At 44.3% G+C, this 14,237-nt stretch carries 14 protein-coding genes; 8 read left to right on the top strand and 6 right to left on the bottom strand.

The window, feature by feature from the left end:
- Nucleotides 1–16 precede the first annotated feature (16 nt).
- Nucleotides 17–1,423 (top strand): BatD family protein, encoded by a 1,407-nt coding sequence (locus U0035_RS12445; RefSeq protein ID WP_114790111.1) that lies wholly within the window; start codon nucleotides 17–19, stop codon nucleotides 1,421–1,423.
- A 7-nt stretch (nucleotides 1,424–1,430) separates the two neighbouring features.
- On the opposite strand, the gene U0035_RS12440 is transcribed toward U0035_RS12445, so the two are convergent.
- Complete coding sequence (locus U0035_RS12440; protein WP_114790110.1) at nucleotides 1,431–1,745, bottom strand: DUF3817 domain-containing protein; 315 nt, start codon at nucleotides 1,743–1,745, stop codon at nucleotides 1,431–1,433.
- A gap of 168 nt (nucleotides 1,746–1,913) precedes the next feature.
- Between U0035_RS12440 and U0035_RS12435 the strand changes: the two genes are divergently transcribed.
- The 6 genes from U0035_RS12435 to U0035_RS12410 are packed head-to-tail and all read left to right on the top strand — an operon-like array spanning nucleotide 1,914 to nucleotide 5,615.
- Nucleotides 1,914–2,453 carry a twin-arginine translocation signal domain-containing protein gene (locus tag U0035_RS12435; RefSeq protein WP_162817794.1) on the top strand — a complete coding sequence of 180 codons (540 nt, stop codon included), beginning with the start codon at nucleotides 1,914–1,916 and terminating at the stop codon, nucleotides 2,451–2,453.
- A 21-nt stretch (nucleotides 2,454–2,474) separates the two neighbouring features.
- On the top strand, nucleotides 2,475–2,993 hold the full coding sequence (locus U0035_RS12430) for a phage tail protein (RefSeq protein ID WP_114790108.1): 519 nt from the start codon (nucleotides 2,475–2,477) through the stop codon (nucleotides 2,991–2,993).
- A gap of 49 nt (nucleotides 2,994–3,042) precedes the next feature.
- The gene (locus U0035_RS12425) at nucleotides 3,043–3,561 is read left to right on the top strand and encodes a phage tail protein (protein ID WP_114790107.1); all 519 of its coding nucleotides are present in this window, start codon (nucleotides 3,043–3,045) and stop codon (nucleotides 3,559–3,561) included.
- Between the two features lie 56 nt (nucleotides 3,562–3,617).
- Nucleotides 3,618–4,148 (top strand): phage tail protein, encoded by a 531-nt coding sequence (locus tag U0035_RS12420; protein WP_114790106.1) that lies wholly within the window; start codon nucleotides 3,618–3,620, stop codon nucleotides 4,146–4,148.
- A gap of 16 nt (nucleotides 4,149–4,164) precedes the next feature.
- A complete protein-coding gene (locus U0035_RS12415) occupies nucleotides 4,165–4,740 on the top strand; it encodes a leucine-rich repeat domain-containing protein (protein WP_162817793.1) in 576 nt (191 codons plus the stop codon).
- A gap of 44 nt (nucleotides 4,741–4,784) precedes the next feature.
- Complete coding sequence (locus U0035_RS12410; RefSeq protein ID WP_114790104.1) at nucleotides 4,785–5,615, top strand: hypothetical protein; 831 nt, start codon at nucleotides 4,785–4,787, stop codon at nucleotides 5,613–5,615.
- Between the two features lie 100 nt (nucleotides 5,616–5,715).
- Here U0035_RS12410 and U0035_RS12405 read toward each other — a convergent pair whose 3' ends face one another.
- From U0035_RS12405 to U0035_RS12385, 5 genes are all read right to left on the bottom strand, one after another.
- Nucleotides 5,716–6,918 (bottom strand): DUF1501 domain-containing protein, encoded by a 1,203-nt coding sequence (locus tag U0035_RS12405; protein ID WP_114790103.1) that lies wholly within the window; start codon nucleotides 6,916–6,918, stop codon nucleotides 5,716–5,718.
- A 139-nt stretch (nucleotides 6,919–7,057) separates the two neighbouring features.
- On the bottom strand, nucleotides 7,058–8,521 hold the full coding sequence (locus tag U0035_RS12400; RefSeq protein ID WP_114790102.1) for a DUF1800 domain-containing protein: 1,464 nt from the start codon (nucleotides 8,519–8,521) through the stop codon (nucleotides 7,058–7,060).
- 167 nt (nucleotides 8,522–8,688) lie between these two features.
- Nucleotides 8,689–9,012, bottom strand: coding sequence for a hypothetical protein (locus tag U0035_RS12395; protein ID WP_114790101.1), 324 nt, complete (start codon nucleotides 9,010–9,012; stop codon nucleotides 8,689–8,691).
- Between the two features lie 12 nt (nucleotides 9,013–9,024).
- Nucleotides 9,025–10,299 (bottom strand): serine--tRNA ligase, encoded by a 1,275-nt coding sequence (serS, locus tag U0035_RS12390; RefSeq protein ID WP_114790100.1) that lies wholly within the window; start codon nucleotides 10,297–10,299, stop codon nucleotides 9,025–9,027.
- Nucleotides 10,300–10,396: 97 nt separating this feature from the next.
- A complete protein-coding gene (locus U0035_RS12385) occupies nucleotides 10,397–11,194 on the bottom strand; it encodes an AAA family ATPase (RefSeq protein WP_114790099.1) in 798 nt (265 codons plus the stop codon).
- Between the two features lie 174 nt (nucleotides 11,195–11,368).
- Between U0035_RS12385 and polA the strand changes: the two genes are divergently transcribed.
- Complete coding sequence (polA, locus tag U0035_RS12380; protein WP_114790098.1) at nucleotides 11,369–14,224, top strand: DNA polymerase I; 2,856 nt, start codon at nucleotides 11,369–11,371, stop codon at nucleotides 14,222–14,224.
- Nucleotides 14,225–14,237: the final 13 nt, after the last annotated feature.

The following is a 14,237-nucleotide window of genomic DNA, read 5'->3' as shown; positions in this document are numbered from 1 at the left end:
TTAAAATATTTTGGTGATGAAGTACCTTATTTTCTTTATATGGATCTTGTTTTTTTCTGTTGCCCATGCGCAGGATGAGGAATATGTATCGCTACAGGACCGGTTAAAGAGTAATATCTTTTTAAAGGTGGAGGCCAGCAATACGGATTGCTTTGTAGGAGAGCCGATCATTGTAATCTATAAGCTCTACAGCGCATTGGCGACGGAATCGAACATCATTAAGAACCCTTACTTTGATGGGTTTGATGTGAGAGATCTCAAAGGCAGCTCAGATCATATTGCGTCCAGGGAAACAGTAGATGGCGTACGATTTGATGTACATACTTTACTGAAGCTTCAATTAACGCCAAGAAGAGCCGGCAAATTGACCCTGGGTGCGCTGACTGTAAGAAACCGGGTGAAACTGATAGATAGCCGTGGCAACGAAGATCCTATACTGGATGGTGTAGAAGAAGGATATACCCTGAATAATGGCTATTTTACATTGCCCGTATCGTCAGTGCCTATTACAGTGCTGGTAACCGCTTTGCCGGGAACTGCGAAACCCCGTACATCATCTCAGCCCAATGGTTTGGTAGGAGACTTTAAATTGGATGTACAGCTTTCTAAAAAATTATTAGCGCCGGGAGAGCAGGCGCAATTAACCATTATGCTTACCGGCAGGGGAGATTTCAGCAACATAGAACAACCCGAAATCAAGTGGCCCGATGCGGCTGATGTGTTGGCGGCTAAAGTGGATGAGGATAAAACGCAGAAGCAGGATGGAAGCGGCTATAAATCATTTGTTATCCCTTTTACAATAAATGCGCCGGGTAAATATACCATCCCTTCTATCCGTTTTTCATTTTTTGATGCACAGGGTGGCCGTTATAAAACGATTACCAATATACCAATCGAGCTGAGTGTGGTGAGCGAGGGAAACACTACAGGCAATATTGTAGACGTTTCCAGTGAGCATGGCCGCCCCTTATACCTTTGGATAGGTATACCGTTATTGGTATTGGTTGTTTTTGTCGTTATATGGAGTAGTCGGTCAAAGAATAAAAGAAAACCGGTTCAATCTGCCCCGGATAAGCCCGGGCCGGCCATTGAATACAGGCCGGCTATTAACAGCTCTATTTCAATAGAAGAAGCGCTGCAACCAGCTACCGAAAAAATGAGGGAAACGGGAAGTGGCTTTAGCGAATCATTGAAGCGGGGTATAATACGATACCTGCAGGCGCGGTGGAACTTACCGGAAAACGGGTATAGCAGTGGGTATTTGCAAGAGGCGATGGTTAACAATAATCTTCCTGCCACCTTTCAAACAGAGTTGCTACAACTACTGGCAACTATAGATATGAATATTTACAGCGGAGGAGGAACCGATACCGACCGGCAGGGTCTGTTAAATGAGGCAAACCGGTTACTACATCAAGTATAGACCGGCCTTATTGCGCGTTTACCTGTGGGTACTCCTTTTTTAAACGGGCATCTAAAATAAAAGTGCCGAAAGGAAGCAGCGATGCTACGAAGGCTAAGAAAGCTTTACCAAAGCTCCATTTTAAGCCAATCCATACTTTCAGCAGGTAGATGCAAAAAAGAACAAACAGAACACCATGCGCCCAGCCTATATATTTTACACCTTCCGGAATATCAGCCAGGTATTTCAAAGGCATGGCTATTAACAATAATAACAGATAAGAAATGCCTTCCAGGAAAGCAATTTTCATGAAGATCTTAAGATCCTTTAGTGCTGCGCTCATAATTACAAATGGTTAAAAGCAAAACAAGCCTCGCTCGAAAAAGTTTACTCAAGGTTTAATTTTTAGTTAAAATAGTTCTACCTTCATGGCGAAAATGCCCTCAAAGGAAAAAGCCCAAACCATTCTTACTTCCATTGATGACTTTATAATGACTAAACCACAATAAACGTGAGTGCACTGCAAGCAAGCCGGAGAGGTTTTTTAGGTAACCTGGCCATTCTAACAGCAGGGGTAGCCCTCGGGAGTAATGCTGCCGGTCTGTTTACCGATAATAGCTTTGTCTCAGATTTAAAAAGGCACTGGGAGGACTTCTGCCGGCGCCGATCCGCCAAAGCCTACCCGGGTATGTTAAAAGCAAAAAAGGAAATTGTAGCCTGTCAGGGGCATCAGCCTCGTGAAGGGCAATTAGTATACTTTCCCGAAGATAATATAGTTGCAGAACCGATATGGATCTATTGGGCTGCTAACAAAAACAAACCTTCAGACGTAATTATAAACTTGTACAAAGAAGGTGTTGCGATGGGTACGCTGAATCAATTTGAAATGAAGGCTCTCTGTGAAACAAAAGAGTTGTCTAATTGCTTAGCTGCCTTTTTTCAGGTAAATAATGACGGAGCCCGGTTATATTCTGCCCAAACCACTATCGGTACTCACAATCACATTACTACTCAATTTAAAGTTTTGAAATCGGCAAGTATGCTGGTATAATTAATCATTAAGTATATTTTTATGGAAACCTACCTTGCTACTATAATACAGTTTGCGTTCGGCTTTGCCCCTAAGGGCTGGGCAACATGCAGCGGCCAGATAATGTCTATCGCCCAAAATCAGGCATTGTTTGCGCTGTTAGGAACCAGTTACGGGGGCAATGGGACGACCACTTTTGCCCTGCCCGATCTCAGAGGAAGGACTGCTATTGGTTTTGGACAGGGTTTAGGCCTTCCTGACTATACTCTTGGAGAGATCGCTGGGAAAGAATCTGTGAACCTGACCATAGCCAATATGCCGCAACACCGGCATCTTATTAATGCTTCATCCGAGGCAGGTGATGCGGCCAGTCCGGCCGGAGCATTTTTTGCCAACACCGGCCTAAAAGATGGAGAGTATAAAACCTCGGGTGCCCAGGTAGCAATGAATGCTGCAATGATAGCCAATGCGGGTAGCGGTTCGGCAGTTTCGCTTATGCAACCCTATTTGGTTGTGAACTATTGTATAGCACTGGTGGGAACTTTTCCTTCACGCAACTAGACTACAGCGTTTAAAACTAATTTTCAAAGAAGATTTAAATCAATATATTATGCTTGTGCCTTTTGTAGGAATGATTTGCATATTTGGCTTTAATTTTCCTCCCCGCGGATGGGCTTATTGCAATGGTCAGATCTTAAGTTTGCAACAAAATACACAGTTGTTTGCGTTGATAGGAACGCAATATGGCGGGGACGGACAAACTACATTTGCTCTTCCGGACCTGAGGGGAAGAGCACCGGTTTCGCAGGAAAATGCCTCTGGCGCGGTGGGTATGCAAGAGGGAGTGCCAAACGGCACTTTGTTATTGTCAAACCTCCCGGCGCATAATCATTTGGTCAATGCATCATCTGCGGCAGGTGATACAGCCGTTCCTGCGGGCGCTTTTAGGGCTAACACCGGGGTTTTTGATAAAGAGTATAAAACCACTGTAACAGCTCCCGCTACCGTGCAAATGAATGCATCAATGGTGAGCTATACCGGTTCTAACACGGCTTTTTCTATCATGCAACCTTCCCTGGCCCTTAATTATTGTATAGCAATGGAGGGTGTTTTCCCTCAATTTGATTAGTGAAGATACACTTGCGTGGGAGGTACCAAAGGATATATAAACTTAAAAAATAACCGATGAACCCTTTATTAGGAATGATTGCCATGTTTGCTTTTAACAGGATACCTGTAGGATGGGCGCTATGTAATGGCCAGCTGCTGTCTATTGCGGAGTATGAAGCGCTTTTTACATTAATAGGCACTACCTATGGCGGCGATGGACAATCAACATTTGCGGTACCTGATTTACGCGGGAGAGTACCTATACACCAGGGTACTGGTCCAGGACTTTCCCCACGCACTCTTGGAGAGAAGGCGGGTACTGAAGCCGTTACGTTAATAACGTCACAGTTGCCTGTACATAACCATTCTGTAATAGCGGTGTCAGATGAAGGAGATACCAGCGCACCGGCAGGGACTTACCTGGCCCATACCAGCGGTTTGGATAAAGAATATAAGGTCACATTAACCGCATCAGAAACGGTGCAGATGAATGCTGCAACAGTGGCTCTTGCGGGTGGTACGCCTTCGCCTTTCTCAATTGTTCAGCCTATACTCGCGATCAATTTTTGTATTTCGCTATATGGAATATTCCCTTCGACGAATTAAGATAAGACATCAAACTATGCCAGAAATAAACCGGTGGAACGAATTAGAGCAACAATGGAAAGATGCGTTGGGTATTACTGTATTGGGTCATTTAAACCCTCCCAGTGACACGGAAGTCAGGCAACTTTTTTCGTCAAAGGTTTTAAGGATGGCTGGACCGCGTGCACCCTACCCAAACATGACTTTCGAGTTGACCAATCTTTCAGGGTTGCAATATTTTCACGATTTAGAAATCCTGGTGGTAACCCATCACCAAATCAAAAATATAACGCCATTAAGAGCGCTTAAGAATATAAAGTCACTTTTTCTTTTTAATAATGAAATAGAAAGCCTGGAGGGAATTGAAGAGCTCGCTGAGCTTGAGCAACTATATGTTCAGTCCAACAAGATCAGTTCTTTAAAGCCCCTTCAACAGCTGACCCGTTTGAAAGAAGTGTATGTCAACAATAATTTAATTGCCTCGCTGGAGGGCCTGACCGAGGCACATGCGGATACACTGGAAGCCTTTTTCTGCAAACCCAATGAAGCATTAAAGCAGAAAGAAATAATTTATGCCGAAAACCAGCTGGGGATCAAATGCAGGAGCATTTAAGGTAAATAAATGATAAAACACACTAAACCCTAAAGAACCACAATATGAAAAGTCTTTTCACCCTCATTATAGCGCTACTGTTTTATGGAGCTATCTACGCTCAAACGATTACTGTAAACGGGGCTTGTATTGCCGGTCCGGTAACATTAACGCTAGGCACCGACCCCGAAGTGGGGGACGGCAAACCTTATTACGAAGGAGTTGGGACGGTAGCCGGAAATCCAGATATTCCGATAGCCATAGCCTGGGATAGTGAACAGAACCTCTGGCTTCTTACTCTTAATGGAGGATTCACCCTCTTTTCAAGCACTGCAAATACTATCCAACCTCCCGGTACTGCCAGCACTGTATTTTCCTGGCAAACAGAGGAGACCGCGCCCTGCGCTTCCCCGGCTCCTTTAAGCGTTACCGGTGATGTAGCCCTCTGGGTAATCTTCGGCAGCATTGATGCGTATATAAAGGGGAATAACTTACATGTAAACTGGACCACCGAAAAAGAGGTGAATAATGGTCATTTCGAAATTGAAGCGTCTACCGATGGGGAACAATTTGTTACTATTGGCACTCTAAAATCAAAAGCAGAGAATGGTAATAGTGATGTTGCCCTAAGCTATGAGTGGACGGGCAAAGCGGGCATTAGTTTGTCTGTGCTACCCTACTTTGCCTTAGTTTTGATCTTACTCCTTTTAGTGCGCCGTAAAAAGACAATATTGCGGACCACTGTTGCTATTAGCTTTGTTGCGTTTGTACAAATAAGCTGTAACAAAGACAAGGATAGTATTACTAACGCTGAAAATTATTATATACGTATTGCACAGATCGATAAAGACGGAACCAAAACTTACTCAAAAATTGTTCGTGTTAACGGGGAGTAATATCCCTAAGACCAACCATTGAGTCCTTAAACCTAAAACCCACTGTTGATGAAGCAGTGGGTTTATTATTGCATAAAGTGCGGGATATTCAAATTCCGGTTTATACAAACCCCAAGGCATTGTACTGACCTCCCAAAATTTTACCGGCATCGGCACTTAACCAGTTCTTTAAAACAGTCGCATACACATCCTTAAAATCTACATTGTATTTTAAGTCTCCTTCATTCAGGTTTGCCAGATCGGGCATAGCATTAAGCATGCCTTTTTGTTTTAATCCTCCACTGATCAAAAACATATTATTAGCGGTTCCATGATCGGTTCCATTACTGGCATTTTGTGCTACCCGGCGGCCAAATTCTGAAAAAGTAAAAAGCAGCACATCGTTCATGCGTCCGTTCCTCTTTAAGTCGTCGGTAAATGCCTTTACCGCATCGTTCATCTGGGTAAATAAACGGGATTGCTGGGCTTCCTGTCCCACATGGGTATCAAAACTTCCCAGGGAGATATAGTATACTTTGGTGTTGATCTCTGAATAGATCAATGATGCAATAGTTTTAAATCCGTTTCCCAGGTCTGTGTTTGGATAGGTGGCCCCCGTAGGATGCAGGCGGCTTTGTTTAAAAATATAATCAGCCGATGAAAGGGTTTGTGCCATGGTTTTGTATAAATATTCCACCGGCTCTTCGTCGTGATGATCGCTGGCATGGTGCTTCATCACCTCTTTAAAAAACTTTTCGTTGGAAGTGCCAAACAGTCTTTTCGGATCTTTAACTGCAATCGCATTGGCCTGGTCTCCTTTAAGGGCCAGGCTTAATACGTCATCCACCTCCAATGCCTGGGTTGGTTTATCGCAGCCTGCACATTGTGCGTCCAGGTAGCGGCCGATCCAACCGGTGTTCCAGTATTCGTTGCTTTTACTGGCCGAGTGCCAGATGTCCATACTCCTGAAATGGGAGCGGTCAGGATTAGGGTAGCCTACATTATTAAGAATGGCCATATTCCCTTCGTCGTACAAACCTTTAAAAGCCGTAAGAGCGGGGTGCAGGCTTACTTCATCGGTAAGCGTTGCCGCTTTGTCCATTTTTATTCCAAGTCCGGGCCTTAATTTGTAATAAATATCATTACGAACGGGAATGACCGTATTCAATCCGTCGTTGCCGCCACTCAGCTGTAAAACCACCACCACCTTGTTGCCCGGTGGCACCAGGGCCTGCGACTCAAAAGCCTTGAGAAATTTAGGCATCATCATAGATGCGGTGGCTAATGATCCGATCTGTAAAAACTCTTTACGCTTGATTAACATAATAATATTTTTTGCGAGTAGTGAATAGCAAGTAGAAAATAGGGAGTGCTAATGGTTATACTTATTTGTTGACACCGGTAATTCGCAGTGATAATTATTCTCTGCCCTACTAGCTACTTACTATTTCCCATTCACTTTATTAACACAACTGATACTCCGGTGTGCTCATCAGCTGCACAGTAGCCGATCGTATAAATGCTTCCCGGGATGATTCATCGATATTCTTATTAATTACTTCCTGTACCCTGGGTGAGTGGATCTGTAGCAGGTTGTTTTTTATGGTAGCTAAAAGTTGTTCCCGCTTCGTTTTTTCATATTTGTTGATGTACTGCGACCAGTCAATCCGGGCGTCCACTGCGCCGTATGGCTTTTTTTGCGGAGCAGATTTAACGGGCACGGCAGCCGTCCCATCCGTTTTACGTCCCATCATCACATCGTCATCCTGCTTGGGCGTTACATTGAGTTCATCACGATCATAAAACATCTGTGGAATACGCAGACGCATCATCAGGGTGCTGCTGTCAATCCAGGCGCGACCACCGGCCCAGCCCGCAACATTTGGAGGATAAAGTAACTGCTGCCCTAGTATTTTTTGCATATTAAACAGTGCATAGTCGTTATCCAGTTTCATAGGTAGCATACGCTGAATGCCTACCAACAATTCTATGGGTGATTTAATTCTTGCCCCGATATTTTGAGGTTGATAAAACCAGTCGCTGGTAAAAATAGTTTCCATCAGCGCTGCAATATCATACTTGCTGTTATAGAACTGATCGGCCAGCTTAGCGACCGTTGCTTTGTCGATTTTTTCGTTTACAAAAAAAGCATATACTTTTTGTGTAATGAATAGTGCCGTCTGCTTATTCTCTAAAATAATATTCAGCACATCATCGCCATTAAAATTACCCGTTTTACCGAGTATGGTTTTTTCACCGGTATCATGATTGTTCTCACGAAATACGAACTCCCCTTTGCCGGTAGCCGTCCAGCCTGTAAAAGCGCGGGCCGCTTCTTTTATATCTTTTTCAGTGTAATTGCCGCGGCCTAATGTAAAAAGCTCCATCACCTCGCGGGCGAAATTTTCATTAGGCCTGCCCTTTCTGTTTTGCTGGTTGTTTAAAAAATAGAGCATAGAGGCAGACTGGGACACTTCTTTCAATAAGGTGCCAAAATCACTCAGGCCATGCTTCCTGAATACATTCAGCAAAAGCTGGTTGTAAAATATATTACCATTTCTGCTGGCGAAATGGCCATGCCAGAAAAAAGCCATCTTTTCACGCAGCTGTGCCGAAGTAGCAACCATTTCTTTTAACCAGTAGAGGCTCAGGTTGCGAACGGCCGCCTGCTGCATACGGTTGATCTCCCTCCGCTGCATTTCGTCCATATTTTTGCGCTTCCCGGCATCCTGTTGTTGTTCATAAAGGTCTATCAATTGCGAATTGGCCACATTGATATATTGTGGCTCTTTAGCGGAAGCCTTTACCAAAGCCTTGTAATACCTGTCGGGAGAATATTTTGAAAGCTCATTCAATTGTTCAACTGCAGGCCCGAAGCCCGCACGCCATAGCAAATGCTGATTTTTTAACTGGTTAGAAATTTCCATACCAACAGTTTTTTATAGGACCTTAACAGTTACAGAAGGTTTAACAAGTGGTTCAATAATCGTACAAAAAACATGGAGCTTTTATTTATTAACAGAGGTTTATAGGAATACCTGCATTAAAAAAGGGCCGCGTATAGCAGGCCCTATATAACGAAGTTGTATAGTAACTATTGCTTCGCTTTCGCTTTTACATAAGCCATCAGGTCGGCAGTTTCCTGCTCCGAAAGCTTAGCTTTTTTAGCCATTGCCTGCATCAGCTTGTCCTGCTCTGCAAATGTATGCTTCGGTACATGCCCGGTTTCATCGCCATGGCATTTGGTACACTTGGCAGAGGCCATAATCACACCACCCGCCTCTACAGAACCTGTAATCGCCGCGGCCACTTCAGGTGTGGGCGGCGTTGCCGGAGGTGCCGGTGTTTTAGATGCTTTTGGCGTACAAGCCACTACTACAGAAGCCAGGATGGCCATTGCGAGAATAGTTTTCTTCATATTGAAAATGAGTTATTTTATAATAGTTTCTTTTCCGAAATATGAATGTAACGCTTTTGGTAATTGAATGCCTGTATCTGTCTGATTATTTTCCAGCAGGCAGGCCACTATACGGGGTAAAGCCAGCGAGCTGCCGTTGAGGGAGTGCACCAGCTGGGTTTTACCAGTTTCATCCTTAAAGCGGATCTTCATACGATTGGTTTGATAACCTTCAAAATTGGAAACAGAGCTAACCTCCAGCCAGCGTTCCTGGGCAGCGCTGTATACTTCGAAATCGTAGGTTAATGCTGATGTAAAGCTCATGTCTCCTCCGCAAAGTCTTAAAATCCGATAAGGCAGCTCCAGCGATGTCAGTAGCCTTTCTACATGGGCTACCATTTCTTCCAATGCCTCATAACTTTTGGTAGGATGCACCAGCTGAACGATCTCTACTTTTTCGAATTGGTGCACCCGGTTTAAACCCCGCACATCTTTACCAAAGCTGCCCGCCTCTCTTCTGAAACAAGGAGAATAAGCCGTCATTTTGACCGGTAGCTGCTCCGCTTTTACAATTTCATCACGGTAGATATTGGTCACCGGCACTTCGGATGTTGGAATCATGTAAAAGTTATCTGCCTGCATATGGTACATCTGACCTTCTTTATCGGGTAATTGCCCCGTACCATAGGCAGAGGCTTCATTAACCATAAACGGAGGCAGGTATTCGGTATAACCGGCTTCAATATTGTAATCCAGGAAATATTGTACCAGTGCTCGCTGCAGTTTGGCACCGCGTCCTTTGTACAAAGGAAACCCGCTACCGGTAAGCTTAGCTCCCGTTTCAAAATCTACGATATCATACTCTTTAATCAAATCCCAATGAGGCTTTGCTCCAGCATGTAAGGTTGGCCTTACCCCGCCTTCACGTACCACTTCATTGTCTTCCGGGCTCGTTCCTTTCGGTACCAAAGTGGACGGAAGATTGGGCAACTGCACCAGTGTTTGCTGTAGTTCTTCTTCGGTTGAAGAGAGCTGCTCCTGGATGGGCTGTAATTTATTCTTCAGTTCTGCCACTTCTTTTTTCTTGGCTTCTGCGGCCTCCTTTTCTCCCTTTGCCATCAGGCCACCAATTTCTTTCGAAGCGCTGTTTACTGAAGCCTGGGTTGTATCAAATTCCAGTTGTAGCTTTTTACGCCGATCGTCCAATTCGATCACCGAATCCACCAGCTCGGGATTTTTAAAGTTTTTTACGGCCAGGCGTTCTTTCACTTCCTGCACATTTTGCCTAATCACATTTATTGGTAACATTATGAATCAGTTTTGCGCAAAAATAAACACTCGGGCCGGTACGGCGGTAATTTTTATGGATTGCCGGTGGCGATTACGCTATTAGCCGGTTGACCGACTATTCTTCATACAATCTTAAATAATACTGCGGATTTTGTAGGAATTGCCTGGTGATCCGGTAATGTTCCGTATCATCATAAGGCGTTTTCGTGATTGCATGGTCATCTATTTCGTATAGCACAGCATTAGGGATACCCATTAATATAGGCGAATGCGTGGAAATAATAAATTGTGCATTGGGTTTTTCGAGCTTTTGCATGATCAGGAAGATCAGGGATAGCTGTTTAAGGGGCGACAAAGCAGCTTCAGGCTCGTCCAGTAAAAATACTCCTTTATCGCCAATACGGGTCTCCAGTATTTTCAGATAAGCTTCTCCGTGTGAAAACCCCTCCATATCGGTACCATATTCGCGATACATATTGTTCAGGCTATAATTCATGCTCCCGTTACTCATTTCCCTGATCGTTTGTTCACTTACACGACCTTCAAGGTCTGATATATCGTTGTGTATACGGTTCCGGTCCCTCTCGGCAGATTTTAAAAAATCGCTGAAATCCTCAGCCCTGAAAAAGAAACCCATTTGAGTACTTCTTCGCCATTCAATGTCAATATAAGGGAGCAGTATCTGTGCTGCTTCAAAAGAACTGGAATTTTTGCTATATCCTCCGATTAATGGCAGATTCATATAAAGCCCTATAGTTTCCAGCAAGGTCGATTTACCGCATCCGTTGTCGCCTACCAGTATAGTCACCGGCTGATTTAAACTTAATTGCCTCGCATTGCGAACGGCAGGTATATTATAAGGAAAGGGATGCGTTTTTGTGGTGTTGACGGAGAAGTTCTTGATAAAGGTCATATTTCACTCGGTTTTGCAATTGTCCTCCATAAAAATAAGCAAAAACCAGTTTGTAAAATATAGCACATAATGTAGCGGGAGACTATGGTAGCCTGTTGGAAATAAGCGGCCTATTCATAAATCTTAAATCATAAATCCGAAATCATCAATCGTAAATCTCCTACCTTAGCATTTATGGAAAAGAAGTTGTTTCTGTTAGATGCTTATGCCCTGGTTTTTCGTGCGTACTATGCATTAATTCGTAGTCCGCGTATTACCAGTAAAAACAAAAATACCAATGCCCAGTTCGGATTTACCAATACCCTGGTGGATTTACTGAACAAACAAAAGCCAACCCATATGGCCGTTTGCTTCGATACGCATGAACCTACTGAGCGCCATACCGATTATGCTGAGTATAAGGCTAATCGCCAGGAGACGCCTGAAGATATATTAATTGCTGTGCCTGATATCAAGCGCATCATCAAGGGCTTTAATATTCCCTGTGTAGAAACTGATGGTTATGAAGCGGATGATGTGATCGGCACACTCGCTAAAAAAGCTGCCGCAGAAGGGTATGAAGTATATATGGTTACGCCGGATAAAGATTATGGCCAATTGGTATCCGAGAAAATAAAGATCTACAAACCGGGTTACCAGGGTGGCGATGTAGAAATAATGGGACCCGAAGAAGTATGTGACAAGTGGAATATTAAAAATGTTTCACAGGTAATTGATGTGCTCGGGCTCATGGGTGATGCAGTGGACAATATCCCGGGCATTGCCGGAGTGGGCGAAAAAACGGCGGCCAAATTATTAGCGGAGTATGAGACCCTGGAAAACGTGGTAGCTAATGCTGAAAATATTAAAGGTGCATTAGGAAAAAAGGTCGTGGAAGGCAGAGACCTGGCCATTCTTTCCAAAAAGCTGGCAACCATCATCACTGATGTGCCGGTGGAATTTCATGAAGAAGATTTTAAGGTAAAAGACTGGAACAAAGAAGCATTAAAAGAGATATTCGGCGAACTGGAATTCAGAACCCTTGCTAAAAGGTTGCTGGGCGAGGACGTGGAAGCAGTTGCAGGCGCCGCGTCTCCGGCTGATAAGAAGGCTGCTGCTGGTAAAACCTTGCAGATTGATCTTTTTGGTAATGTAATAGGAGGTGAAGAAGAAGCGCAACCCACTCCCGTGATTGAAGCGGAAGATGATGCTCCTTCTTTTTCAACCTTGAAAAAGTTAAGCGATGTACCCCACGAGTACTCTGCCATTACAGGTGCAGATGCTGTTAACAACCTGGTGCAGCAGCTGTCTTCATTTGATGAAATTTGTTTTGATACAGAAACCACTAATATCGACGCCAACCTGGCAGAGCTGGTAGGCATGAGCTTTTCGGTAAAACCGGGTGAAGCTTATTGGGTTCCCTGTCCGGCCGAGCGTGCAGAAACAGATACCATACTGGCGGCTTTTCGCCGGCTGTTTGATGATCCCTCTAAAACATGGATCGGGCAAAACCTCAAGTATGATTTATTGGTGATGAAATGGTATGGCGTTGAATTTAGAGGCAAGCTGTTTGACACAATGCTGGCGCACTATGTGATAGAGCCTGATGGTAAACGCAGCATGGACCAGCTAAGCGCCAAATACCTGGGTTATGAGCCTATCCCTATCGACGAGCTGATTGGTAAGAAGGGAAAAAGCCAGGGAACCATGCGTGATGTGGCGCTTGAAAAGATCACCGATTATGCAGCTGAAGATGCTGATATTACCCTGCAGCTCAAAGAAGCTTTTACGCCTCTTTTAGCGAAGAAAGAAGTGCAGCGTGTTTTTGATGAAGTAGAAAATCCTTTACTGCGTGTACTTACTGATATGGAGTTTGAAGGCGTGCGAATAGATGAGGGTTTTCTGAAGGCCTATTCACAGGAGCTGGAAAAGGACGCAATAGAAGCGGAAAAAAAAGTGTTTGAGATTGCCGGCGTTCGTTTTAACCTGGCTTCACCAAAACAGCTGGGCGAGGTTTTGTTTGATAAACTAAAACTCGATGCTTCGGCCCGCAAAACAAAGACGGGTCAATACCAGACAGGGGAAGATGTTTTATTGAAACTGGCCGCCAAAGGTCATGCCATTGCAGATGCGATCATTACTTTCAGGGAACTGACCAAGTTAAAATCTACTTATGTAGATGCATTACCCCAGCTGATCAACCCTAGAACCGGCAGGGTGCATACCACATACGGACAGGCGGTAGCTGTTACGGGCAGGCTGGCTAGTAATAATCCCAACCTCCAGAATATACCTGTAAGAACCGATCGGGGTAAAGAAATAAGAAAGGCCTTTGTACCTCGCGATGCCAATCATATATTATTATCGGCGGATTATTCGCAGATCGAACTAAGAATTGTGGCCGGTATCAGCGGCGATGAAAATATGGTGAACGCATTTAAAAGCGGCGTGGACATTCATACAGCAACGGCGGCGCAGGTGTTTAATGTAGCCGTGGAAGACGTAACCAAAGAAATGCGCTATAAAGCCAAGAGCGTCAACTTCGGTATCATTTATGGACAGGGGGCTTTCGGGCTGGCCGATAACCTGGGCATTTCACGAACAGAGGCCAAAGCGATCATTGATAGTTATAAAAAAGAGTTTTCAGGTATACAGCGCTATATGGATGATACCATCAATTTTGCGCGCGAGCATGGCTATGTGCAGACATTGATGGGCCGCAAGCGTTGGTTAAAAGATATCAATTCGGGAAACTTTACCGTAAGGGGATTTGCTGAGCGAAACGCCATTAATTCTCCCATTCAAGGTACTGCTGCCGACATGATCAAACTGGCCATGCAAAAAGTGCATGCAGCTATGAAAAAAGCCGGTATGAAGAGTAAAATGATTCTGCAGGTGCACGATGAATTAATATTTGACACTTTGCGCGAAGAGGTAAACGAATTAAAACCATTAATACTGGAGAACATGGAAGCCGCGCTGCCACTGCCTTTTGGCGTGCCGGTGATTGCAGAGTGCGGCCAGGGAGAAAACTGGCTGGAAGCGCATTAATGAGTGATAAATA

Origin of the sequence: Niabella yanshanensis (assembly GCF_034424215.1) — a bacterium.
GTDB lineage: Bacteria > Bacteroidota > Bacteroidia > Chitinophagales > Chitinophagaceae > Niabella > Niabella yanshanensis.
Note: the sequence above shows the minus strand (reverse complement) of the source record. Positions and strands in the feature narration are given on the sequence as shown.

What these genes read in the sequence shown, in the direction of transcription:
- U0035_RS12445 (WP_114790111.1), top strand. Translation starts at nt 17, where the DNA reads ATGAAGTACCTTATTTTCTTTATATGGATCTTGTTTTTTTCTGTTGCC.
- U0035_RS12440 (WP_114790110.1), bottom strand. Translation starts at nt 1,745, where the DNA reads ATGAGCGCAGCACTAAAGGATCTTAAGATCTTCATGAAAATTGCTTTC.
- U0035_RS12430 (WP_114790108.1), top strand. Translation starts at nt 2,475, where the DNA reads ATGGAAACCTACCTTGCTACTATAATACAGTTTGCGTTCGGCTTTGCC.
- U0035_RS12425 (WP_114790107.1), top strand. Translation starts at nt 3,043, where the DNA reads ATGCTTGTGCCTTTTGTAGGAATGATTTGCATATTTGGCTTTAATTTT.
- U0035_RS12420 (WP_114790106.1), top strand. Translation starts at nt 3,618, where the DNA reads ATGAACCCTTTATTAGGAATGATTGCCATGTTTGCTTTTAACAGGATA.
- U0035_RS12415 (WP_162817793.1), top strand. Translation starts at nt 4,165, where the DNA reads ATGCCAGAAATAAACCGGTGGAACGAATTAGAGCAACAATGGAAAGAT.
- U0035_RS12410 (WP_114790104.1), top strand. Translation starts at nt 4,785, where the DNA reads ATGAAAAGTCTTTTCACCCTCATTATAGCGCTACTGTTTTATGGAGCT.
- U0035_RS12405 (WP_114790103.1), bottom strand. Translation starts at nt 6,918, where the DNA reads ATGTTAATCAAGCGTAAAGAGTTTTTACAGATCGGATCATTAGCCACC.
- U0035_RS12400 (WP_114790102.1), bottom strand. Translation starts at nt 8,521, where the DNA reads ATGGAAATTTCTAACCAGTTAAAAAATCAGCATTTGCTATGGCGTGCG.
- U0035_RS12395 (WP_114790101.1), bottom strand. Translation starts at nt 9,012, where the DNA reads ATGAAGAAAACTATTCTCGCAATGGCCATCCTGGCTTCTGTAGTAGTG.
- serS (WP_114790100.1), bottom strand. Translation starts at nt 10,299, where the DNA reads ATGTTACCAATAAATGTGATTAGGCAAAATGTGCAGGAAGTGAAAGAA.
- U0035_RS12385 (WP_114790099.1), bottom strand. Translation starts at nt 11,194, where the DNA reads ATGACCTTTATCAAGAACTTCTCCGTCAACACCACAAAAACGCATCCC.
- polA (WP_114790098.1), top strand. Translation starts at nt 11,369, where the DNA reads ATGGAAAAGAAGTTGTTTCTGTTAGATGCTTATGCCCTGGTTTTTCGT.